Consider the following 23,356-nt stretch of genomic DNA (forward strand, 5'->3'; position numbering starts at 1 on the left):
TTTTCGGTTTTAATCGTATCACATTCTTGGCAGAAAAGCGGTCCGATCAAGACCTATCACTCAATTACACTCGTACTTCTCAAGTAAATTGATAGTATATGCGCATTTCTTTTTTTGGGGGGGATTTTCAGGGTTCGCAGGTAGGCAGGCAGGGTTCGAGAGTTTCAGGGAAGATCGGAAATCCTTCCTTTCTTCTCAAGGACAAAGCAGGTGCGCACGCGGTGTTCCAAGCCGGTATTGCACATGCAGCATCATGTGCTGCAGTTGCAGCATATGAAACAAATTTCTGGGGGGGCACCCGTGTGACAAAATGACTGTCCCGGCCCGATTTCTGCCAAGTTGCGACACAAATCCAATCGGAGCTTTGCGGCAGTCCGGTACAGAGCGAAGCGATAATGTGTCTGAATTGCGGCAGGAGGCCGGGTCGGGGATCGTGCACGTGTGTCCTTTCACTTCACGATCTTCGCGCCTGCACCTCGGGCGACGAAGCCGTGTCCGTTCCTCAGTACGCCGTCCGCAAGGCAACGCACAATTCACCAATTTAGGCAGGGTCACGTTCGCGCATGTCCTTGCCAGCAAAGGCGATAGGCGGGGCCGAAACCCGCCGATAGGGCTTGACCTGACACAGGGAACTTCCTTTAACAAACCCGCCTGAGGGATCCGAGCGGGTTTCCGCGCACACTCCCGGCTCCGGCCGAGGCGCGCCCTGCCTGTCCGCCAGCCCCGATAGAACCACCTTGTCTCCGCCTCGTTTTGCCCGGAAAGAGAGCCATTCCATGACATCCCGTATTCTGGTGATCGCCTCCGGTGGGGGGCATTGGCAGCAATTGATGGAGGTGCGCGCGGCCTGGGCCGATCAGGACGTGCTCCATGTGACCACCATGGACGACCTGCCCCAGCGGTTCGACGCGACCCCGTTCGAGATCGTCCCGGACTGCAACCGCGATGACAAGCGGGCGATCCTGGCCTGTTCCTGGGCGCTGCTGCGACTTCTGCTGCGCTTTCGGCCCAAGGTGGTGCTGTCCACCGGAGCCCTGCCCGGGGTGATCGCCCTGGCGCTCGGCAAGCTGGTGGGCGCGCGCACCATCTGGCTCGACAGCGTGGCCAATGCCGAAGAGATGTCCATGTCCGGCAAGGTCGCCCGGCGCTTTGCCGATCTCTGGCTCAGCCAATGGCCCCATGTGGCCGAGGCCGCCGGGGCCGAGCACGCGGGGTCAATCCTGTGATTTTTGTGACCGTCGGGACCCAGCTGCCCTTTCTGCGCCTCATCGATGCCATGGCCGCCCTGGCCGGTGATCTCTCCGAGCCGGTGATCGCCCAGGCCGGCCCCCATTCCCCCGAAGAGGCCGCCAATTGGGGCAGTCTCGACATCCGCACCCATCTGGCCCCGGCCGAGTTCGACCGCTGCTTTGCCGAGGCGCGGGTGGTGGTGGGCCATGCGGGGATGGGCACGGTTCTCTCGGCGCGCCGCCATGGCAAGCCAGTGATCCTGCTGCCCCGGCGCCATGAGCTGGGCGAGCATCGCAACGACCACCAGATGGCCACCGCCCGGGAGGTCGCGCGTCTTTCCGGGGTGCATATCGCCTGGACCGCCGAGGAAATCGCGCCCCTTCTGGCCCGAGACCTGCCGGCCCCCGAGGCCGCACAGGACAGCCCCGAAAAGGTCGCCCTCGTGGGCCGGTTGCGCCGCTTCATCACCGAAGGCAGCTAGCCCCCCTGCCCGGTCAGACCCGCAGGCCCAGTTCCGACAGGAAGAGCTCGTCGCGCAGGGCAAAGGTTTCCAGCCGCCGGATCCCCGCATCGCTGTCGAAACGGTCGGTCAGGATCGGCCAGCGGCGATCCTCCAACGCACCTTCGGAGACCCGGCGGAACTTGTCCGTGACCGAGACCGTCAGGCCGCGCTCCGCCAGATCCGTCTCCAGCGCGCCGAGATCGCGGATCGAGTAGATCCGGCTCAGCCGGGGCACATTGGCCAGGGCCGCATCGACGGCGCTGTCTTCATCCATCGCCTGCACCGCATCCCAGCCAAGCATCCGGCGCGTGGCGAAATAGCTGGTGTAGAAATTGTCGTAATGGGCCCGGATGAAGGCCTGCCATTCTGCATCCCCGCCAAAGAAATACTCTTCCGCCGAGACGGTCAGGATCCGCCGCAACCCGCGCAGATGGGGCGGGCTGGGCTGTTCGAGCACCTCGTCGGCCCGGGCCTGGGCGCGCTTGAGCACATAGAGGTAGTAGGAGGCCAGCCGTTCGAACGGATCGCGCAGCACCGTGAAGGCAAAGCGGCCCTCTGGCAGGGTCTCGAGCCCCGTCCAGTCCAGATGCCCGGAATAGAGACTGTAGCCCGGCGGCATCTGTGCCGCGCCCGGGGCCACCTGGCTGTGCAGACGTACGGGCGAGATCGCCTCGGGGGGCAGGAGACAGGCCAGCGCCTCGTGGATGGTCTGTCCCGCGGTTTTGGGAATATGCAGAAAGACCAGGGGACGTTCCGGGCTGAGCGTCATCTGGAGATCGCGACACCATCTTCTGCCGCGTCCTCCGCGGCGGGTGCGGGCGCGTCGGTCTCTGCCGGATCGGCGCCCGGGATCAGCACGCTCTGCACCGTGTCGAGGACGATCTCCGCCAGGGGGGCATCGGGGTCGAAATGGATCAGATGGCCATTCTCGGCCCGGGCCACCGCCGTGCCCTGGGCCCCCAGATGGAAGGCAAAGACCGGCAGGCCGGTCGCGAGCGCCTCATGGGTCGTGTAGGAAAACGTCTCGGGCCAGATCGAGGGGATCAGCCAGCAGGTGATCCCGTATTTCGCCGCCAGCTGGTCGAGCTCGGCGATGCGGTAGGTGCCATGGACCGGGGCCGAGGCGGGCAGGCCGTAAGCCGGGTCGATATTGCCGATCAGAACCAGACCGATCCGGGCGGGATCGGCACTGTCCGCGCCATTGCCCGCCGGATGCGCGCCACCACGCTCCAGATGCCGGGCGAGATCCTGCACCACCTGGGCGCCCTTCTGGAAACCGATATTGCCCAGCACCCCGATCACCTGACGGGCATCCGGGGCGGGCTGTGGCAGCACCGGCATCTCGGTCAGCAGGTCATGGGGCCGGATCCGCAGATTTTCGGCCACGGAAGGATAGACCTGCAGCACATGATCCCGGCTGTCCTCGGAGAAGACCGTCACCTGGTCCGCCGCCTCCAGCAGCAGTCCCCAGGCCGCGCGCCAGCCCGAGAGCTGGATCCGGCTGCCATCGGGGCGGATGAACTGATGGGCCTCATCCTCGGTCTCGCCATCGGGCAGACCGCGATAGGCCCCATCCGTGTCGAGCAGGCAATAGGAAGGGCTGAGCGCAAAGAAATCGTGGAACAGGACCTCGACCTCATCGGCGGGCCCGTCCGCCCCGGGCGCGTCGCGACGCAGCGCCAGCAGGCAATCGGGCAGATCCGCCGGATCCGGGTCCCCGACCCCGCAGGAATAGACGATCCGCCGCGCGCCGATCGGGGCCAGCAGGGTCTTGACGAAGTCGAAGTCATCGGTGCCGCCGGACACCCGCCCGGTTTCGGTGATCACCTCGACCTGCCAGCGCTGCGGCCCGCCCACGCGCAGGATCACCGCGCCCCGGGTCTCGGGCAGCGCGGCCTTGATCCGGATCTCGAGATAGTCATCCGCCCCGCCGCCAAGGGAATGGGCGAGATAGATCGGCACCGCGACCCCGGCCTCCCGGGCCCGCTCCGCCAGAAGGGCCGCCGCCAGCGCCACCCGCGGGGTGATCAGCGGATCGGCCGCGATGAAGCTCTGCACCTCGCGGTCATAGGTCGGATAGCGATGGGAGACGATCTGGTTGTTGTTCAGCACCAGCTTGATCTTCTCGGCCGAGCCAAAGCTCTCGCCGCCGCGATGCTCCACATAGAGCCCCGGCAGCCCCAGATGACGCGCCCCCAGCGCGCGCACCTTCTGGCACCAGTCGACCTCTTCGCCATATCCACGGCCAAAGATTGGATCGAGCGTGGGCACCTTGCGCAACCAGTCGATATGCATGGCCATGCAGAACCCGACCCCCGTGGGCGCCACCGAAAGGGTCGCCTCCGGGTGGAAACTCTGGGCGACGCGGTCCACCGCATCGGCCTCGCCCGGGGCGAGCACACTGCGCACGCACATCACCGGCGCCGAGAAAATCTCGGCATCATTGGACATGGGGGTGACCGTGGCCACGTTCTCATGGACGATCATGGGACGGATCAGGCGACTGGCCCAGCCCGCGGGCACCAGCGCGTCGGAATTGAGCAGGACCACATGATCCCCGCGCTCGAGGGCGGCGGCAAAGCCCCGGTTCACGCTGCCGATAAAACCGCGATTGGTCTCGTTCTCGAGCAAGGTGACCCGCCCGGGATGGGCAGCGTTCTGGGCGGCCGCCCAGTCCCGCAGCCAGGGCCGGACCGCCGGATCGGTGGAGCAATCCTCGATCACCACCGCATGCCAGGGCAGATCCGTATGGGTCGCCACCCGCTCCAGCGCCGCCTGGGTCAGCTCGAACGCGTTATAGACCGGCATGATGACGGTGATCGGGACATCGGTCGGATAGCTGACCGTGTCACCCTCGACAAAGGTGAAGAGCGCGGTTTCCATGGGTCCGGCCTGGGGCACGGCCTCAAGCCCGAGCCCGCGCTTGATCTGGTCCCGCCGTCCGGGATCCCGGTGCAGGGCATAGCCCAGAATGGTCGGGCTGAGCCGCGCCAGAACCGACACGAACTGCCGCCGCAGACGTGCCCGGGCCCCGCGCAGCGCCGCAAGGGTCAGGGTCGCCACGGGCTGCGGTGTCTGGGCCGCGCCATGGGCATGGAGCTGCAGGGTGAAGGGAAAGGCATGGAGCGGCGCCTCGAGCACAAAGCCCGTATAGCGGTTCAGCCCCAGGGCATTGGCCACATCTTCGCGCGGGATATGGGGCTGACGGCTGTCCTGCCCGCCTTCCCAGGACAGGGTGACCCGGTCCGCGGTGCTCCAGCCCAGGACATGCACACGATTGCCCCGGACCTCGACCCGGTCCACATGTCCGAGCGGGATCTCACCCCCGGCAGGCTCCAGCGCGAAGCCGGGACAGTCCAGGGTCAGATGCCGGTCAGCATAACGATGAAACAAGCCTTGGAGGCGCTTGAGCACAGGTAAAATCCCGTCTTGTTCGTGATCGAAAAAAGCGCCGCGTCCTGATCTGGCCCTCTCGCACCATGCGGTGTACCCGGCAGGGTCCAAGCTGTCCATGAGCGAGCCTGCCGCAACGCGGCATTTTTTGGCCTGTGTCCTGTTTTCGACCCGCTTCGTTCTGCCCCCCCGTGATGCGCAGCCCCCTAGCCCCGGCGCAGTACCCGCGCCGCCGTACGCCCGATCAGCCCCAGATCAAAACAGACCGAACGATGGGCCGCATAGATCAGATCGAGGCGCGCCTTGCGCGGCACGCAGGCCCGGGCATAGACCGCATCGGTCTCGGCCGCATCGGCACAGCGCGCCAGCAGCCGCTCTTCATGGGTGTGGTAGACCAGCGTCGCCAGCCCTGTGACCCCGGGGCGGCTTTGCAGGACCCGGGCATAGGTCTCGGGAAACCGCTCAACATATTCGCGCAGGGGCGGGCGCGGGCCGACAAAGCTCAGATCCCCGCGCAGGATGTTCCAGAGCTGGGGCAGCTCGTCGAGCCGGCTGCGCCGCAACCAGCGCCCGGCGGGGGTGATCCGCGCGGCCTTGTCCCCGCCGGACACCCCACTGTCGCGCGCCGCCACGGTCATGGTGCGGAACTTCCACAGGGTGAACCCCCGCTCCGGCGTGGTCATCCGTTCGGAGGCATAGAAGACCGGCGCGCCTTGGCTGAGGCGCAGCCAGAGCGCCAGCCCCGCAATCACCGGGCCCAGCACCAGCACGAGGATCAGCGCCAGTCCGATATCAAGGATCCGCTTGCCCGGGGTCATGGCCGGCCCTCCCCCAGGGCGGCCTGATCCGCCCGCCATTCCGCCACGATCCGCCGCGCGGTCCCGGCCTCGGGCGACAGGGGCACCAGCGCGGTCAGGCGCGCGGTGTCCAGCACCACCTCCGGCAAGGCTGCCTCGGGCGCCGGGCGCGGCTGCCACCGGATCCCCGCCGCCTCAAGCAGATCCCCCATGGCCACGCCGGGCCCCGGTCCGCTCAGGTTCAAAACCGGTGGCAAGGGGGCCTCCGCCGCCCGGATCACCAACTGAAACAGGGTCTCTGCAAGGGTTTTCGGCCCGAGATAACTGCGCAGCGGCGTCGTGCCATCGGCAAACCGGTCCAGCGTCACCGCCACCCCGGGATGGGCCCCGGACAAGAGCGCATCGGCGCCGGCCACATTGCCAATCCGCAACGCACAGGCTCCGGGCACCCCGGCCAAGGCCGCCTCGCCTGCCTGCTTGGCCCGGCCATAATCGCTCAAGGGCGCCAGGGGATCATCCTCACCACATCGCGCCCGCGCCCCGTAAACAGCCGCCGACGAGGCCCAGAGGAGCGACCGTCCACCGGCCGCCCGCACCCCATGGGCCACCGCCCGTGCTAGGGGGGGGATCGCCGCAAAGCTGCTGACCGCGCGCCCGGGTCCCGGCACCGGACCGGCGAGATCCAGCACCACATCCACCGCCGCGCAGGCCTCGGCCAGGGCCAGAGGATCCGTGCGCGGATCAAACACAACCCAGTCGCCCGCGCCCGGATCATGCCCCTGTCGGGCCTGCCAAAGCGGCTCTATCTCAGGCGATACCCAGTACCGGCGCAGCATCCCGCCCAGCCGCCCGGTCGCGCCCAGAACCAGCACCCGCACCATGATCCGCCCTCCCCCGCAGCTTTGCCCGGCGGTGCTGACGCCCCCGGGCCAAACTTAAGTCTGTAAATATCCCCGCCGGAGGCTCCCGCCCCCACCACCGGCGCGCGGCCGGACCCCCGCCCGGCGCACACCACAGGCCTGCCTATTTCAACAGATCAGCGAGGTATTCCCCGTAATTGTTCTTGCGGAACTTGTCGGCCCTTGCCTGCAGCTCGGCCGCCGTGATCCAGCCCTGATCATAGGCGATCTCATCGGGGCTGCCGGTCTGCAGCCCTTGCCGCCGTTCCAGGGTGCGCACGAAATTCCCGGCATCGAGAAGGCTGCCATGGGTCCCGGTATCGAGCCAGGCATAGCCCCGCCCCATGCGTTTGACGTTCAACAGCCCCTCGCCGAGATACATCTCCAACAAGGTCGTGATCTCCAGCTCGCCCCGGTCGCTGGGCGTGACGGCCCGGGCGCGCTCCGGCGCGGAGCCATCGAGGAAGTAGAGCCCCGTCACCGCGTAATTCGAGGGCGGCACCTCGGGTTTCTCGATGATCTCTTTCACGGATCCGGCCGCGTCAAAGGCCACAACCCCGTAGCGTTCCGGATCGGCCACGTGATAGCCGAAGACGGTCCCACCCTCATCGGACGCGCTGGCCATCAGGTCCGGCAACCCATGCCCGAAGAAGATATTGTCCCCCAGCACCATGGCCGAGGGCGCCCCGGCGAGGAACTCCTCGGCCAGAATGTACGCCTGGGCCAGCCCATCGGGCGAAGGCTGCACGATATAGGTGAAGCTCACGCCCCATTGGCTGCCATCGCCCAAGGTGCGCTGGAACTGCTCCTGATCCTGCGGGGTGGTGATGATCGCGATCTCGCGGATCCCGGCCAGCATCAGCACGCTGATCGGGTAATAGATCATCGGCTTGTCATAGATCGGCAGAAGCTGCTTCGACACCCCGATCGTGATCGGGTAGAGCCGCGTCCCAGAGCCCCCGGCCAGAATGATGCCTTTGCGTTGTGTCATGGAAAAAACAGCCTCTTCATAAGGGAAAACATCAGCCCGCCGCCGGCGGGAAGAGCATGTCCTCCGCCCGGCACCAGCGTGCATAGAGATCGATATCCTCGGCATAGAGCCGCGCCACTCGCGCCACCAGCGCCTCATCATAGAGCGCGCGATGGGCGGGCACCTTGCCCTGCCGTTTCAGGCTGGCCAGCCGATGGATCGGCGCATCGGCAAAGGCGCCGTCTTCGGGGGTCAGATGGCTGGTGCCATGCTTGGTCAGGGGCCGGGCATCGGCCACGGCGATGCCGCGGGCGGCCAATGTCTCGATGGCCGCGGCGAACTGCTCAAGCGCGAAGACATCGTCATAGCGCTCATAGACCAGGAAATCGCTCTGGGGTTGCCAATGGATGTTCTTGGTCAGGGCCTTGTACTTGGCCAGGGTGGTGACGAATTGCCGGAAGGTGGTCTTTTCCGGATCAAGCCTGTCCCCGGTGATCCGGTGCAGCCCCCAGAAATCCGGGTAGCGTCCGACGATCTTGTCGAGAAACACCGAGGCCAGCCGGGCATAGGGGCAGCGCAGCACCACGAATGTATAGGGCGCGGTCACCAGCTCCCGCAGGGAGGCCCGGAAGGTGCCGTTATTGGGATGGATCCAGGCCCAGTCCTCGGGGCCCGCGATGCAGCCATTGGCCAGCGCCAGACTGTAGCGCAGGGTCGAGCAGGCATTCTTGGGAATGAAGCTATAGACAGCGCCCGTGGGGTAATGAACCAGCGCCTGGGTCGCCGCCGTCACATGGGGGCCGTTCTTGGACAGGGTCACAAGCTGGCCGCGCGCATGGCGCAACAGGCGCGGCGAGGCCCCGGGATCGCCGGTCGGGGCGCTCATGGGCGGGCCTCCAGCAGGGCCAGACGGGGCAGAGACAGGGGCATCATGGCTGCGGCGTCACCCCGAGATCACTGAGGATCCCGCTCAGGCTCTCGGCCCAGTCGGGCCGGGCAATGCCGAAGGTGGCCTCGAGGCTGGAACAGTCCATGCGCGAGTTGAAGGGCCGCTTGGCGGGGGTCGGATAGGCCGCCGAGGGGATATCGGTGACCGCGCAGGTCAGTCCGGCCTGACCAAAAATCTCGCGCGCGAAATCGGCCCAGCTCACATCCGGCGCGCCGGAGAAGTGATAGGTCCCGGATTTGCCCGGATCGGCGACCAACTGCTCGGCAATGGCCAGACAGGCCGCCGCGATATCACCCGCCGCAGTGGGCCCGCCCACCTGATCGGCGACGATGGTCAGCGCGTCCCGCTCGGCCCCGAGCCGCAGCATGGTCTTGACGAAATTGTTGCCATGGGCCGAGACCACCCAGGAGGTGCGCAGGATCGCATGGGTCCCGCCCGCGGCGCGCACGGCTTCTTCGCCCGCCAGTTTCGAGCGGCCATAGGCCCCGAGCGGGGCCACGGCTGCGTCGGGGGCAAAGGGCGCAGTCCCCGCACCATCGAATACGTAATCGGTCGAGATATGCACGAAGGGCACGCCCAGCTCGGCCGCGGCCGCCGCCATGGCCCCGGGGGCCGCGCCATTAATGGTGGTGGCGAGATCCTCTTCCTCTTCGGCCTTGTCCACGGCCGTATAGGCGGCGGCATTGATCACCACCGAAGGGCTGGCCGCATGCAGGGCCGCCGCACAGGCCGCCGGGTCCGACAGATCCGCCGACCCGCGCCCGAGACAGACCGCCTGCGGCGCGCGGGCCGCCAATTCCCGGGCCACCTGCCCGGTCTCTCCGAAAACAAGTATCGTCATGAGTTCACCTTTTTCAGAGCCGCATCCGCCGGCCGGCTCGGCCGCACCAGCCGCAGGGCCGGTTTTTCCACCAGATGCCACGAGAGCACGGCGCAGATCAGGGTCAGGGGGAAGGCCACGGCCATGTTGCCGAGCGGGGTGACCGCCCCCATGGAGGCCGCAAGCTGCTGCAGCGGGAAGGCATAGATATAGATCCCGTAGGAATAATCCCCGAGCCGGTTATAGGCCAGCAGCGCCGGCATCTCGGCTAGTCCGAGCCAGAGCACCCCATAGGACAGGGCCAGCACGAAGAGCGGGGCAAAGGCCGCGCTGCCATGGGCCAGAGCCGCCAGCACCACCAGACCCAGCGTGACGCTCCAATGCATCGGGATCTGCGCCCGCCAGACATACATGGCCGTGCCAATGGCAAAGGGCAGCGCCAAGTTGGCCAACGAGGCCAGCTTGCTGTGCAAGGGCAGATAGGGCGCCGCGACACAGGCCAGCACCACCAGCGCAAAGGCCCCGGCAAAGAGCCGCGGCGCCCGCAGCACGCCCAGCACACCCGCCAGGAACACCCCGGCATAGCAGACCACCTCGTAAAACAGCGTCCAGAGCGAGCCGTTGATCGGCGGTCCGTAAGGCACGGTCTCGAACACGCCCGGCAGGTCGTAATCCAGGCTCACCAGGGTCAGGTTGCGGATCAGGTAGCCCGGCACATCGGCCCAATAGACCCCCGCCGGGGCCGTGGTCAGAAACAGACCCGCCACCAGCACGGTCAGCACCAATACGGTGATCAGCGCCGGAAAGAGCCGCAGGGCCCGCGCCTCGAGAAAACGCACCCGGCTCTGCCCCCGGTCAAAGCTCTTGGCGATGAAGAACCCGGAGATCGCAAAGAAGATATAGACGCAGACAGTGCCCAGGGTCATGTCCAGCCATCTGGACAGCGGCTGCTCGGCACCGGGGCCCCAGGCGATGGGATAGGCATGGGAGATCAGGACACCCGAGGCCGCGAACATCCGGATCAGGTTGAAATGGTTGTCCCGCCCCCGGGACCGCGTCTCAAGACGGGGGGCATCGCGCAGACCGATCATCAGAGCGTCTCCTGGGTTGGGGGCGCGGCAGGTTTGGGCTTGGGCGGCAGGGGCTGCTCGGTCCGGGGCTGCTCCAGGGGCAGGCTCGCCGGGTCATAGCCGAAGCGGGTGAAATCCTCGGCATAGATCTCGGCGATCATCTCGCGATCCGCCGGGGACACCGCCACCGGGGCCGGCCGGCTGCCGCGCTTGGCCATCAGCCCGCCATGGGTGTTGATCACCGGCATCTCGCGGGGGGCCTGTTCCTCCCCCTGCAGACCGTCGAGCCAGGTCACCACGGGGGCCAGCCCCTCCTCGAGCCGGAACACATCCGTGCCCTCGGGGACAAAGGCGCTCATGGGCAAAGTATGGTTGTCAAAGGCATGGAGGGTCGGTCCGCCCCCGGCGCGCAGATCCTCGAGCCAGGCGCTGAACCGGGTGCGGGGCGGGATCCGCTGCTCCCAGTCGCGCTGGAACCGGAACACGCTGACCAGACGGGGCACCGGATGGCGCAGCACCGTGAAGCGCGCGGCAAAGTATTTCACCGGGATCAGCCGCTCCAGATCGGCGGCGGTCACATGCTGGGGCGAGGTCACGGTCCAGCGCGGACCGGGGTCGCGGTAATGGCGCTGATCGCGAAAGGCGAGCGCGCCGAAGCGGCGCTGCAGATAGGCCTCGACCGAGGTGCCCGCGCATTTCGGCACATGGGCGAAATAGATCAGCTGCTGGCGCAGGCGGAAGAACGGCACCGCCCCGCCCCCTCAGGCCTTTACACCCAGCCGGGCGCCGACACCGTCGCGATCCTGCAGGGCGCGCCACCAGGCCTCGTTGTCGAGATACCATTCCACGGTCTTGCGCAGGCCCTGTTCCACCGTCACCGAAGGCCGCCAGCCCAGCTCGGTCGCGATCCTTGTCGGGTCGATCGCATAGCGTGCGTCATGGCCCGGGCGGTCGGTGACAAAGGTGATCTGCTCGGCATAGGGCTTGGGCCCCGGGCGCAGCTCATCAAGGATCTCGCAGAGGGTCTGCACCAGCTCGAGATTGGTGCGCTCGTTCTCGCCGCCGATATTGTAGGACCGGCCCAGCTCGCCCTTCTGCACCACGGTCAGCAGGGCATCAGCATGGTCTTCGACATAGAGCCAGTCGCGCACATTGGAGCCATCGCCATAGATCGGCAGGGGCTCACCGGCCAGCGCCTTGAGGATGATCACCGGGATCAGCTTTTCCGGGAAATGGAAGGGGCCGTAATTGTTCGAGCAGTTGGTCATGACCACGGGCAAGCCGTAGGTCTCGTGCCAGGCGCGCACCAGATGGTCCGACGCGGCCTTGGAGGCAGAATAGGGGCTGCGCGGATCGTAAGGGGTCTCTTCGGTGAACTGCCCCGTGGCCCCAAGGGAGCCGAACACCTCATCGGTGGAGATATGGTGAAAGCGGAAATCCTCGGGCTTGCCCTGGGCGGTCCAATAGCTGCGCGCGGCCTCCAGCAGCTGGTAGGTGCCGGTGATATTGGTCTCGATGAAATCCCCCGGACCGTCGATCGAGCGGTCCACATGGGATTCCGCGGCCAGATGCATCACCGCATCGGGCTTGTGGGCGGCAAAGACCCGGTCCAGCTCGGCCCGGTCGCGGATATCCACCTGCTCGAACGCATAGCCCGGCGCGTTCGAGACAGAGGCCACATTGTCGAGACAGGCCGCATAGGTCAGCGCGTCGAGATTGACCACGCTGTGGCCCTCGCGGATCGCCTGCCGCACCACCGCCGAGCCAATGAAGCCCGCGCCCCCGGTCACCAGAAGTTTCATCGCTTATCCCTCATACTCAAACGGGCTGTCGAAATCGGCGAGCGCCGGGGCGGCCGCATCCTTGGGCGAGATGACCGGCTCTCCATCAAAGGCCCAGTCGATGCCGCAGCTGTCCCAATGGACCGCGCCATCGCAATCGGGCGCATAATAGTCCGAACACTTGTAAACAATCTCTGTATCGGGCTCCCGAGTGACAAAGCCATGCAGGAAGCCCGCCGGCACCAGCAATTGCCGCCCATTGTCAAAGCTCAGCTCGGTGCCGAACCACTGGCCATAGCTGGGCGATCCCTTGCGGATATCCACCGCCACATCGAACAGACGCCCGCGCCCGCAGCGCACCAGCTTGTCCTGGGCATGGGGGGGCGACTGGAAATGCAGGCCCCGCACGGTGCCGACCTGTGCAGACATGGAGTGGTTGTCCTGCACGAAATCCAGCGTGATGCCGTGATCGGCCAGAACCCGCCGAGAGTAGCTTTCGGAAAAGAACCCACGGTCATCCCCGAACCGCGCCGGGGTCAGGATTTTCACACCGGGCAAGGGGGTGTCTTCGATCTTCACCGGGAACCTCGTAAAATAGTGAATTTAAAACAGAGGCTTACCCTCCGGTCGCCGCGGAATATACCAATCGCCCCAAGGGGAGTCACTGCGACCGCACGCGAAACGCCCCGGTTCTCGCGATATGCCGCAGTTGCACAACAGATCCGGGGCCTGCGGCCCGGTCCGGCTAGCTCTCCTGGACCATCCGCGCGCGCACGAAGCCCAGGAATGCCCTGTCGGCACTGCGCAGGCGCGGCCGGCCCGAACCGACCCAATAGGCCCGCCAATCGGCCTCCAGCGCATAGACATCCCAGCCCGGCGCCAGGGCGCGGGCCTCGTCGAGGGTCTCGGCGGCCAGGGGCGGCAGGGTCGGGCCCGCCTCCTCCACCAGCCCGCCGCGCAGGGAAAAGGCGATCTTGTCCCCGGGCAGCTCGGCCATCTCGTAATCGGGCAGGTGATCGGCGGCGATCATGTCCCGCAACATCTTGCGAAAGACCCGGCGCGGGCTGGCCGAGCCGGATTTCTTCAAGAGCAGATCCACCGAGGCCACCCAGCGCGCCTGCCGCCCGCAATGCTTGCGCGCCAGCTCATAGATCCGCCGCTCCAGCGGTTTGCGAAGCCGGAAGTAATCGCGGCTCAGCGTCAGAACCGATTTCGAGACCACCGCGTTGAAGAGCCACTCCGACAGCGTCACGCTGACCGAGACCATGCGCCCGCCCCGCGCCTTGCGCACGATCTCCCAGCTCTCGATCAGGCCGAAGCCCCGGGTGATCTCCTGACCGCCGGTCGCCATATTGGTGGTGATCCGCGTGCCCGCCAGTCGCTCGAACGCCTCGCGCAGGCGCCGATAGGCATCGCCCGAGGTCTCGCGATTGGTCGCCACCAACAGGTCATGGGCCTTGATCTGGAGCGTGCGGCTCACCGCCTGCCCCGCATTCAGCGCCGCCATAAGCTGGCTGATGCAGAAGATCAGGATGTCCTTGTCGTGGATCGTGGCCAACCCTTTGACGCTCGGCGTCACCTCGATCTCGACCCCGTTATGGGCATAGCTGAGCACCCGCCGGTCCGGTCGGGTGGCCAGCGAGAAGACCGGGTGTTCCATGGTCGCCAGATCATCCTTGGGGATCGCGTCAAAGATATCGCAGACGAAGAAATCCGCCTGCAGATATCGATCCGGCGCGAGCCCTCCCCGGGAGAGGCTGCGTGAGGCTGTCAGGTCTGATGTCACTGCTCGACTCAGATTTATCGTGGTTTTATTGACACCACGCTAGGGTTATCCACAGCGCCGCGCAACCGCTGGCATCGGGGGTTCGGAGTCGCACGAGCGTGGGATCAGAGTCGCTTTATCGGGGGTTCAGAGTCGGGCAGGACAAAATGAAGAGCAAAAAAGCCTGCAAACAAAAGGGCTTCCCAAAACCGCCTATTCGCTTAACACATATATAACACGACTCTAACAGGCAGAAAAAATCTCTCCGCCCCGAGATCCCATGCCAGTACGGGCCGGAAACCCCGGAATTTGCTAAGAAAATGAAGGCCGGGTTCCGCTTTTCCTTCCATGTGCGGTGTTTTTGAGTATATTTAGAAAAACACAACACATGAGGCGGTTTTCATGGCCAAAGACCTCGCAGAGCAACAGCCCCCCTATTTCAACATCGACCCCGATGCGGCCTTGTCGGATTTGGGTCCTTCCACAGACAGTGCGGGCTTTGCCGCCATCGCAGAGGCCTGCGCCCGCGGACGGTCGGATCTCGCCTCCCGCGGGCTCAACGAGGCTGGCCAGAAAGAGCTGCGCCTCTTTTCCACCTGGGAGATCACCAAATACCTGATCCCCGTGGCCCAGGCCCATTTCCGGCGCGTGTTGAAACAGAACCCGGACCTGCCCCAAGGGCGCAGCGAAACGGCCGGTGGCGCGAAATGGTTCACCCTCGATGAGGTGCTCCGCCTGCGGGCGTTCTTTGCCGAGGGCGGATCGAAGGCCAAGGAATACCGACCCTACCGCCCCGAAGGCCTGCCCGCGAAGCTAGTGGCGGTGGCGAATTTCAAGGGCGGGGTCGGCAAGACCTCCACCTGTGCCCACCTGGCCATGTCCGCCGCCCTGGACGGCTACAAGGTGCTGGTGCTCGATCTGGACAGCCAGGGCTCCATGACATCGATCTTCGGCGGACAAGTGGCCGATGAATGGGCGACGGTCTTTCCCCTGCTCGCCCGGCATTATGCGCGGCATCTGCGCGGTGAGAACCAGCGCCGGCTCGACCGCAACGAGGCCCCCATTCCGCTGGATGAAACCCTCGGGGACGCGCTGGACGTCACGGCGCAGAGCCTGATCCAGCCCACCCATTGGCCTAATATCGATCTGATCGGCGCGCAGCTGAACCTCTATTGGGCGGAGTTCCAGATCCCGGTCTGGCGGATGCAGGCGCGCTCCTGGAAGCTTTGGGATGCGCTCACCGAAAGCCTTGAGGCGGACGGGATCCTCGACGCCTATGACCTCGTCTTCATCGATACGCCCCCGGCGCTCGGCTATCTCACGATCAACGGGCTCGCGGCCTCGGACATTCTGCTTGTGCCCATGGGCGCCTCCTTTCTGGAGTTTGACAGCACGGGGCGGTTCTTTGACATGCTGCACTCGACCTTTCACTCCATCGAGGAGGGGGAGAACATGGCCGCCCGGGCGCTGGGGCGCGAGGAGCTGGCCTTTGAATGGGATGCGGTCCGCGCGGTGGTGACCCGCTATGACGGCGCTCAGCAAGCCGAACTGGCCGGGCTGATGCAGGCCTATCTCGGGCGAACCCTCAGCCCCCACCGGCAGGATTTCACCGCGCTGATCGGGCAGGCCGGCGAGCAGGTCTCGGGCATCTACGAGGCCGATTACCGGGATTTCAACCGCGAGACCTATGTCCGGGGGCGCGAGACCTTTGACGCGACCTATGCGGCGTTCAAGCGGCTCCTTCTGGGGGTCTGGCGGCGCGAGGAACTCGCAGCCAAGGACGCCGCCGCGTGACCAAAATAGGCTCTAAACCCCCATTTAGGGCCTGTGAGCTTCAGGCACCGACACCTCCCCTGCCCCCATCCACGCGCCCCTGAGCCCGCTGTCACGGAGGACATCATGGCCAAACGCAAACGCCTTACCCCCGCCCAACCCGGCTATCTCGATACGGGCAGCGCAAGTCTGTCCCCGGGCTTTGCCGCCCCTGCCCCGGCAGAGCCCGCGACCGGGCCCGCGTCGATCCCCCCCATCGCCCAGGTGGCACGGGACAGTGCCGCCTCGGCCGCCCTGGCGGAGGTCACGGCCGAGCTTGAGACGGCCCGGGCCGAAGGACGCCTGATCCAGGCCCTGCCCCTCGCCGCCATCCAGCGGGACCATCTGGTCCGGGACCGGTTGATCGTTGAGGCGGACGAAATGGCCGTGCTCAAGGACAGCCTGCGCAGCCGCGGCCAGCAGACCCCGATCGAAGTGGTGGATCTGGGCGATGGGCAATTCGGGCTGATCTCGGGGTGGCGCCGGGTGACCGCCCTGGGCGAGCTCCATGCGGAGACTGGCGAGGAGCGTTTCGCCCGGGTGCAGGCCCTCCTGCGGACGCCCGAGACCTCCGAGGCGGCCTATACGGCTATGGTCGAGGAAAACGAGATCCGCGTCGGGCTCAGCCCCTATGAGCGGGCGCGCATCGTCGCCAAGGCCGTGGAACAGGGCGTGTTTCCGACCCATAAACGCGCGCTGCAGAGCCTGTTTGCGTCGGCCTCCCGGGCCAAACGCTCCAAGATCGGCTCATTCCTCACCGTGGTGGCCGCGCTGGATGGCGCGTTGCGGTTCCCCGGCAGCCTGACGGAACGGCTGGGCCTGCGCCTGTCCAAGGCGCTGGAGGCAGATCCGGAACTGGCCCGCACCTTGCGGACCCGCCTGCGCAAGGCCGGGGTCGAGGATCCTGACGCCGAAGCCGCCCTGTTGGAGGCCGCTCTGCGCCCGACTGCGGAGCCTCGCCCCGTGACGGCCCGGCCCTCCACCCCGTCAGGGGGGCGTGGGACACCGGCGCCCGAGGGGGAGGAGATTCTTCCGGGTCTCTATCTGGCGCATAGCTCTGCCGGGGGCTCTGCGGCACTGACCCTGTCCGGGCCGCAGGTCACGCCGGAGCTGCGCGCGCGGCTGACGGCCTGGCTTCGGCATGAGGGCGGATCCTGACCTTCCCGGTACATGTTTTACGGCGGGTTCAGGGATGCGAAACGTTTCGCACGCGAAACAAATTTCTGTAACACATTGATTTTAAAAGAAACGAGACTCCAGAGATTCTTGACTAACTGCGGGCAGTGCGCGTTGGCACCCCACCAGGTCCGCCGCCCGCCCAATCCTGCTGCGGGCTGCCTGAGATTTGGGCGTTCACGCCGGATCGGCGTTTTCCAGCGGATGCGTCACCTACCCCCTTGTGGCCATATCCGGCGATCCGCTACACAATCTGTGGTGGAATTAGGCAGTTGATGAAATTGGGAGCAGTCGGATGGGGTCCGATATCTCCGGTTTTAGGTAATTGAGCAGATCTCGAGCGGATGGCGTGGATCCGCGCGACAGATCAGGGGCATGGGCTGAGCGACGTGTTGAATTTCGTCAAATCACTGACATTGGGTCAGAAGGCTATCACGTTGCTGACCGTGGATCTCTTGCTGATCCCGATGGCGCTTCTGGTGACCTTTGCCCTGCAGCCCGAACCCCTACCCCTGCGCGAGACGCTGTTTCTGATCCTGCCGATCCTGCCTTACCTGCTGGCGGCCAGCGCGCTGGTCTCCTTCTGGATGGGCATCCCCTATGTGCGCCTGAACGCCTATGAGAGCCGGGCGGTCGGCAAGACGGCCCAATACGCGGTGGCCAACGGGATCATCGCGCTGGTGCTGGGCAAGATTGCCGGGCTTGGCCTGCCGGGCGGGCTCTACGTGATCTTCGCGGGCTGCTTTTTCCTGTTCTCCTCCGCCAGCCGGGTGGTGATGCTGCAGATCCTGACCGCGATCTATCGCCGGGACGAGGGCCATACCCGGGTGTTGATCTACGGGGCGGGCACCACGGGCACGCAGCTGGTCTCGGCGCTCAACGCGCATAAGACGATCTATCCGGTGGCCTTTGTCGACGACAATACCGCGCTGCATGGGCTGACCGTGGCCGGGTTGCCGGTGCATTCGCCGGTCCGGATCCGTGAGTTGGCCAATGCCAAGCAAATCGACCGCCTGCTGCTGGCGGTGCCATCTCTGAGCCAGCCGAAGCAGGCACAACTGGCCCGCCGGTTGCAGAAGATGGGGCTCGACGTGCAGGCCCTGCCCTCCTTCTCGCAGCTCATCGGCGAGGAGCAACTGGTCGAGAAGCTCAAGCCGGTCGAGAGCCATACCTTCCTCGGGCGTCAGCAGGTCTGCGACGAGCTCGAGCGCGGCTGCGAGAGCTATGCGGGCCGGGTGGCGCTGATCTCCGGAGCCGGGGGCTCCATCGGGTCCGAGCTCTGCCGTCAGATCCTCGCCTGTCGCCCTGCGAAACTCGTGCTCTACGAGCTCAACGAACTGGCCCTCTACAATGTGGAGATGGAGCTGCGCAGCCTCGCCGAGGTCACGGGCACCGAGCTGGTGCCGGTGCTGGGCTCGGTCACCGATCCGCGTCAGGTGCGCGGCGTGCTGGCCGAGCACGGGGTGCAGGTCGTCCTCCATGCGGCGGCCTACAAGCATGTGCCTCTGGTCGAGGCCAATCCGCTGGCCGGGCTCGCCAATAATGTCTTCGGCACCCAGACCCTGGCCCGCGAGGCCGCCGAGAGCGGGGTCGAACGCTTCATCCTGATCTCGTCGGACAAGGCCGTGCGGCCGACCAATGTCATGGGGGCCTCCAAGCGGCTGGCCGAGCTGGTGATCCAGGATCTTGCCACGCGCAGCCCGGGCACGGTCTTCACCATGGTGCGCTTCGGCAATGTGCTGGGCTCGTCCGGTTCGGTCGTGCCGCTCTTTCAGGAGCAGATCCGCCGGGGCGGACCGGTGACGGTCACAGACCCGCATGTGACCCGCTATTTCATGACCGTGCAGGAGGCGGTTCGGTTGGTCCTGACCGCGGGCTCCATGGCCCGGGGGGGCGAGGTGTTCGTGCTGGATATGGGGCGGCCCGTGCCTATCGTGCAACTGGCCCGCCAGGTGATCGAGAGCGCGGGCTACACCGTGCGCGACAGCGATGCGCCGGATGGCGATATCGAGATCGTCTTCACCGGGCTGCGCCCCGGCGAGAAGATGTACGAAGAGCTGACCCTCACGGATGATCATATCGGCACCCGGCATCCCAAACTGTTCTGCGCCCGCGAGCAGAGCGTTTCCGAGATCGAGGTGGCCAGCATCCTGCGCGCCCTGCGCCATGCGGTGGCCTCCAGCGATCCGGTGGCGGGCCGCGCGGTCATCGACCGCTGGGTCGAGGGCTATGTCGCGGCCCCCCAGCGCGTCCAGTCGTGACCCCCGGACAAGGCTGCGCCCCCGGCGCGGGCCCCGAAATCGAGCCTGATACAGGCGCTCTGACAGAGGCCGCTGCGCCTGCGCCGGGGCGTGCCGGGGCAGGGGGGACACAGCCCCCCGCCCATCTCGCCCCGGGCCGGGAAAACGCCTTGAAGGCGGGGGCGCAGGCATGGTCTCACTGCACCAACGGGTGGGACGGTCTCACCCGCTCCGTGAGAACTCTCGTGAGATCCCCTGTGAGATCCTTTGCCATGTGCCTGCTGCCCGTTTCTGCCCCGCGCGTCCCTGCCCCCGCCTCCGCTGCCGCAGAGCGCCGGTCGCGGATGTCCGAACGGATCACGGCACTGCTCTGCGGGACGGCCCTGTGCGCCGGCACCCTCGCGCCACAGACCGCCCGGGCGCAGGAAGGGCTGGCCCCCGCCCCGTTCCTTGTGACCGAGGGCGAGGCCCGGGCCGCAGCGCAACAGCCCGATTACGCCTTCCGGCCCACGCCCGAGGCGGTGCTCTCGCCGCCCAGCCTGAACTTCTACGGCGCGCCGGGGCTGATCGACATGCCCTCGGGCGAGGCCCTGCCCGATGGGCAGATCGCCGTGGGCGTGTCGAATTTTGCCGGCCAGACCCGCACCACCCTGACCTTTCAGCTCGCGCCGCGCCTGTCGGGCAGCTTCCGCTACACGGCCATTCAGGACTGGGATTCAGACGGGTTCGATACCTATTACGACCGCAGCTTCGATGTGCGCCTTCTCGCCCTTGAAGAGAGCCAGTATTTGCCCGCAGTCACCATCGGTCTGCAGGATTTCGTCGGCACTGGCATCTATGCGGGCGAGTATATCGTGGCCACCAAGACCCTGACGCCGCGGATCAAGGGGACCGTGGGTCTGGGCTGGGGCCGTCTGGGCAGTGCGAATAACTTCGGGGGCATCGTCTCTGATGACCGGCCGGGCTTCGACGTGGACAGCCGTGGCGGCGAGCTCGGGACGGATCAGTGGTTCCGCGGACCGCAATCGGTCTTTGGCGGCCTGGAATGGCAGGTCACGGATCAGCTGGGGGTCAAGCTCGAGTATTCCAGCGATGCCTATGAACCCGAGGCCGGGCAGCGCGATGTGTTCGACCGCAAGTCCGACTGGAATTTCGGCCTCGAATACCAGGTCAATGACGCCATGCGGCTGGGGGCCTATTACCTCTATGGGGCCGAGCTGGGCGTGATGGCCCAGTTCCAGTTCAATCCCAAGGGCCCGCCCCAGGCCATGCGCGTGCCCGCCCCCGAGCCCGTGGCCCTGCGCCCGGACCGGGCGGCCAATCCCGCGCTCTGGAGCGCCGATTGGAGCGCGCGGCCCGATGCCCAGCAGATCCTGCGCGATGCCCTCGCCCCGGCCCTGGCCGAGGAGGGGCTCGAGCTGCGCGGCCTGTCCGCCACGGGCAGCAGCATCGACCTGCGCTATACCAACAACCGCTACCTGTCCTCGGCCAATGGGGTGGGGCGGGCGGCCCGGGTGCTGGCCCAGATCCTGCCGCCCTCCATCGAGACCTTCCATCTGACCCCCGTGGTCGGCGGCATGCCCGCGAGCCAGGTCACCCTGCGCCGCTCGGATCTCGAGACCCTGGAATTCGCGCCCCAGGCGGGCGCCCGGCTCCTGGCGGCGGCCGAGATCTCCGAGGCGGCGGAGCTGCCCCCCGAGGCGCTCCTGACCGATGAGGTGGTCCAGCCCCTGACCTGGGGGATCGGACCCTATCTTGAGCAGAGCTTCTTTGATCCCGATGATCCCTGGCGTTTCGAGATCGGGATCGAGGCCACGGCGGCCTATCGTTTCAGCCCGAACCTCACCCTGTCCGGCACGGTCAGCAAGGAGATCGTGGGCACGATCGCCGATAGCGACCGGGAATCGAACTCGGTTCTGCCGCGGGTCCGGACGGATCAGTTCCGCTATGCCCAGGAGGGGGATCCGGGGATCGAGGATCTGGTTCTGGCCTATACGTTCCGCCCGGGCGAGGACATCTACGGTCGGGTGACCGCAGGCTATCTCGAGGCGATGTTCGGCGGGGTCTCGGCGGAGCTTCTGTGGAAGCCCGTGGACAGCCGTCTCGGCCTCGGGGTCGAGCTGAACTATGCCCGCCAGCGCGATTTCGACCAGCGGTTCGGGTTCCAGGATTATGACGTGGTGACCGGCCATGCCTCGGCCTATTACGAGTTCGGCGATGGCTATCTGGGTCAGGTCGATGTGGGCCGCTACCTGGCCGGGGATACGGGCGCGACCTTCACCCTGTCGCGGGAATTCGACAATGGCTGGGAGCTGGGGGCCTTCTTCACCCTGACGGATGTCTCTTCCGAGGATTTCGGCGAGGGGTCCTTTGACAAGGGCATCCTGCTGTCGATCCCCGTGGGCTGGCTTCTGGGCAGCCCGAGCAAGGCGGGCCTGTCCACCACGATCCGCCCGGTGCAGCGCGATGGCGGCCAGCGTCTCTCGGTGCCGGGACGGCTTTATGATCCGGTGCGCGCGCAGCATGCCCGCGCCCTCACGCGGCAATGGGAGCGGGTATGGCAATGATCCCTACAGATCGGATCCGGGACCGCGCCGCGGCCATGCGCGGGGCATTTCCCCTGATACAGAGCCTGATTGCGGCCCGGTCATCCCGGGGATCGGGACGTGTCCTGCGCGGGCTTGGCGCCTTGCTGTGCTGTGGCGGGTTGGTGGCCTGTACCTCCACCGGGCCGGGCGGAGAGGACAATGTCTGGTCCGAGATCCGCGATACCGGACGCATCCTGATCGCGCAGCGCGGGCCCACACCCCAGGCGCCGGAGCTGACGCCTGAACTTCTGGCGGGGGTCGATTTTCCGCTGATCCGGACGCGGAACCTGTCGGTCGGGTCCAGCGCGACCCTGGCCGGGGTCAGCCGCCGGGGCTCGGCCAGTGCGCCGGTCATGGTCTGGCGCGGGGCGGATGGAGCGACCTTCACCACCCGCAGCGGCCTGCTCGTGGCGACCCGGGGGACCGGGGATGACCTGATGTCGGCGGATGTGCGCGGGACCGAGGCCGCGCTGCGCAGCGGCGGCGGGAGCTATGCGCGCTCCTATGTGGTGTTGCAGGGCAATACCCGTGGCCGGACCCTGAATTTTGACTGCACGCTGCAGGCTGCGGGGGCGGAGACCCTGACCCTGGTGGGCCAGCGCCGGGACACCACCCGGCTGGAAGAGAGCTGCAGCGGGCCCGAGGGCGCGTTTCGCAACACCTATTGGCGCGGCGGGGATGGCACCTTGTGGCAATCCCGGCAGTGGTCCGGGCCCGAGATCGGCCATCTGGTTATCGAGCTGCTCAAAAAATAGGCAGTTCTGCCCCGTGTCTGGCCGGGCCTGTGACTTGCAGGCCTCTGTCGCTGCAAAGCCGCGAAAACCCGCGTATCACCGGGGCCTGCCCGGCTTTGTTCATTGTCTCGCCACAGTGCAGCACATATGTTGAAACCAATTGCGAATCCCATTCGAGGTATCCGATATGAAGACCTTTACTGCTCTTGCATCCGGCCTGGTTCTGGCAGCTGCCGCCGCGGCGCCTGCTCTGGCCACGTCCGAAGTTCCGCTGAATGTGGCTGTTTCCAGCCAGGCAGCGACGGGAAGCACCGTCGTGATCGCCGGCACCACCGTGCCCGCAGCCGCCGTGGGCGTCACCGCCTTTGGCGCCGTGATCGTGGCTGGCGCCAGCGGCAGCAGCGACAGCACCACAACCACGGCACCTGACGCGGACTGATCCTCGGGATCGGTTGCGACTGATCTGCTGTGACAGATCGGGTCCATTGCTGGAGGATCTCCAGTCTCTGAGCGAACCCGCCCGGGTTCGCTTTTCGCTTTCTGCGGGCAGGGGGGCCGCAGAATGTCGCGTCAGGGCCGCACCCATCTGCGGGTCTCCTCTGTCGCGGTGACGTGCCCTGGGCGTGCCGC

The 23,356-nt window shown here is 66.4% G+C and carries 20 protein-coding genes; 8 read left to right on the top strand and 12 right to left on the bottom strand.

Annotated features, from left to right (window positions below; genetic code table 11):
* Window positions 1-776 precede the first annotated feature (776 nt).
* Both ACP150_RS20530 and ACP150_RS20535 read left to right on the top strand, forming a co-directional pair.
* The gene (locus ACP150_RS20530) at window positions 777-1,226 is read left to right on the top strand and encodes a UDP-N-acetylglucosamine--LPS N-acetylglucosamine transferase (protein WP_424968577.1); all 450 of its coding nucleotides are present in this window, start codon (window positions 777-779) and stop codon (window positions 1,224-1,226) included.
* Window positions 1,223-1,711, top strand: coding sequence for a glycosyltransferase (locus ACP150_RS20535; RefSeq protein ID WP_424968578.1), 489 nt, complete (start codon window positions 1,223-1,225; stop codon window positions 1,709-1,711). Before ACP150_RS20530 ends, ACP150_RS20535 begins: the two co-directional genes overlap by 4 nt.
* A gap of 13 nt (window positions 1,712-1,724) precedes the next feature.
* Here the strand turns inward: ACP150_RS20535 and ACP150_RS20540 are convergent, their stop codons facing one another.
* The 12 genes from ACP150_RS20540 to ACP150_RS20595 form a co-directional block, all read right to left on the bottom strand.
* Entirely contained in the window at window positions 1,725-2,501 is a 777-nt protein-coding gene (locus tag ACP150_RS20540; protein ID WP_424968579.1) for a sulfotransferase family 2 domain-containing protein, read from the bottom strand.
* Window positions 2,498-5,125, bottom strand: a complete 2,628-nt coding sequence (locus ACP150_RS20545; RefSeq protein WP_424968580.1) for a glycosyltransferase — start codon at window positions 5,123-5,125, stop codon at window positions 2,498-2,500. Before ACP150_RS20545 ends, ACP150_RS20540 begins: the two co-directional genes overlap by 4 nt.
* 206 nt (window positions 5,126-5,331) lie before the next feature.
* Window positions 5,332-5,943 carry a sugar transferase gene (locus ACP150_RS20550; RefSeq protein WP_424968582.1) on the bottom strand — a complete coding sequence of 204 codons (612 nt, stop codon included), beginning with the start codon at window positions 5,941-5,943 and terminating at the stop codon, window positions 5,332-5,334.
* The gene (locus tag ACP150_RS20555) at window positions 5,940-6,803 is read right to left on the bottom strand and encodes an NAD-dependent epimerase/dehydratase family protein (protein WP_424968583.1); all 864 of its coding nucleotides are present in this window, start codon (window positions 6,801-6,803) and stop codon (window positions 5,940-5,942) included. Before ACP150_RS20555 ends, ACP150_RS20550 begins: the two co-directional genes overlap by 4 nt.
* Before the next feature lie 142 nt (window positions 6,804-6,945).
* Complete coding sequence (gene rfbA / locus ACP150_RS20560) at window positions 6,946-7,812, bottom strand: glucose-1-phosphate thymidylyltransferase RfbA (protein ID WP_424968584.1); 867 nt, start codon at window positions 7,810-7,812, stop codon at window positions 6,946-6,948.
* A gap of 31 nt (window positions 7,813-7,843) precedes the next feature.
* The gene (locus ACP150_RS20565) at window positions 7,844-8,677 is read right to left on the bottom strand and encodes a sulfotransferase family 2 domain-containing protein (protein WP_424968585.1); all 834 of its coding nucleotides are present in this window, start codon (window positions 8,675-8,677) and stop codon (window positions 7,844-7,846) included.
* Window positions 8,678-8,720: 43 nt separating this feature from the next.
* On the bottom strand, window positions 8,721-9,581 hold the full coding sequence (gene rfbD / locus ACP150_RS20570; RefSeq protein ID WP_424968586.1) for a dTDP-4-dehydrorhamnose reductase: 861 nt from the start codon (window positions 9,579-9,581) through the stop codon (window positions 8,721-8,723).
* Window positions 9,578-10,651 (bottom strand): acyltransferase family protein, encoded by a 1,074-nt coding sequence (locus ACP150_RS20575; protein WP_424968587.1) that lies wholly within the window; start codon window positions 10,649-10,651, stop codon window positions 9,578-9,580. Before ACP150_RS20575 ends, rfbD begins: the two co-directional genes overlap by 4 nt.
* The gene (locus tag ACP150_RS20580; RefSeq protein WP_424968588.1) at window positions 10,651-11,379 is read right to left on the bottom strand and encodes a sulfotransferase family 2 domain-containing protein; all 729 of its coding nucleotides are present in this window, start codon (window positions 11,377-11,379) and stop codon (window positions 10,651-10,653) included. The genes ACP150_RS20575 and ACP150_RS20580 overlap by 1 nt, the downstream gene beginning before the upstream one ends.
* A 12-nt stretch (window positions 11,380-11,391) precedes the next feature.
* Window positions 11,392-12,432, bottom strand: coding sequence for a dTDP-glucose 4,6-dehydratase (rfbB, locus tag ACP150_RS20585; protein WP_424968589.1), 1,041 nt, complete (start codon window positions 12,430-12,432; stop codon window positions 11,392-11,394).
* Between the two features lie 3 nt (window positions 12,433-12,435).
* Window positions 12,436-12,990 carry a dTDP-4-dehydrorhamnose 3,5-epimerase gene (gene rfbC, locus ACP150_RS20590; protein ID WP_424968590.1) on the bottom strand — a complete coding sequence of 185 codons (555 nt, stop codon included), beginning with the start codon at window positions 12,988-12,990 and terminating at the stop codon, window positions 12,436-12,438.
* Window positions 12,991-13,156: 166 nt separating this feature from the next.
* Window positions 13,157-14,197 carry a replication initiator protein A gene (locus ACP150_RS20595; protein WP_424968591.1) on the bottom strand — a complete coding sequence of 347 codons (1,041 nt, stop codon included), beginning with the start codon at window positions 14,195-14,197 and terminating at the stop codon, window positions 13,157-13,159.
* 381 nt (window positions 14,198-14,578) lie between these two features.
* Between ACP150_RS20595 and ACP150_RS20600 the strand changes: the two genes are divergently transcribed.
* The 6 genes from ACP150_RS20600 to ACP150_RS20625 all read left to right on the top strand — a co-directional run bounded on the left by ACP150_RS20600 (window position 14,579) and on the right by ACP150_RS20625 (window position 23,165).
* Window positions 14,579-15,970 carry an AAA family ATPase gene (locus tag ACP150_RS20600; protein ID WP_424968592.1) on the top strand — a complete coding sequence of 464 codons (1,392 nt, stop codon included), beginning with the start codon at window positions 14,579-14,581 and terminating at the stop codon, window positions 15,968-15,970.
* Between the two features lie 105 nt (window positions 15,971-16,075).
* The gene (locus tag ACP150_RS20605) at window positions 16,076-17,146 is read left to right on the top strand and encodes a ParB/RepB/Spo0J family partition protein (protein ID WP_424968593.1); all 1,071 of its coding nucleotides are present in this window, start codon (window positions 16,076-16,078) and stop codon (window positions 17,144-17,146) included.
* A gap of 362 nt (window positions 17,147-17,508) precedes the next feature.
* Window positions 17,509-19,425 carry a polysaccharide biosynthesis protein gene (locus tag ACP150_RS20610; RefSeq protein ID WP_424968594.1) on the top strand — a complete coding sequence of 639 codons (1,917 nt, stop codon included), beginning with the start codon at window positions 17,509-17,511 and terminating at the stop codon, window positions 19,423-19,425.
* A gap of 323 nt (window positions 19,426-19,748) precedes the next feature.
* The gene (locus ACP150_RS20615; RefSeq protein WP_424968595.1) at window positions 19,749-21,971 is read left to right on the top strand and encodes a YjbH domain-containing protein; all 2,223 of its coding nucleotides are present in this window, start codon (window positions 19,749-19,751) and stop codon (window positions 21,969-21,971) included.
* Window positions 21,962-22,747 (top strand): YjbF family lipoprotein, encoded by a 786-nt coding sequence (locus tag ACP150_RS20620; RefSeq protein ID WP_424968596.1) that lies wholly within the window; start codon window positions 21,962-21,964, stop codon window positions 22,745-22,747. Before ACP150_RS20615 ends, ACP150_RS20620 begins: the two co-directional genes overlap by 10 nt.
* Window positions 22,748-22,913: 166 nt before the next feature.
* On the top strand, window positions 22,914-23,165 hold the full coding sequence (locus ACP150_RS20625) for a hypothetical protein (protein ID WP_424968597.1): 252 nt from the start codon (window positions 22,914-22,916) through the stop codon (window positions 23,163-23,165).
* The last annotated feature ends 191 nt before the right edge of the window (window positions 23,166-23,356 follow it).

The sequence above is a fragment of the Dinoroseobacter sp. S375 genome, assembly GCF_049800775.1.
Classification (GTDB): domain Bacteria; phylum Pseudomonadota; class Alphaproteobacteria; order Rhodobacterales; family Rhodobacteraceae; genus Dinoroseobacter.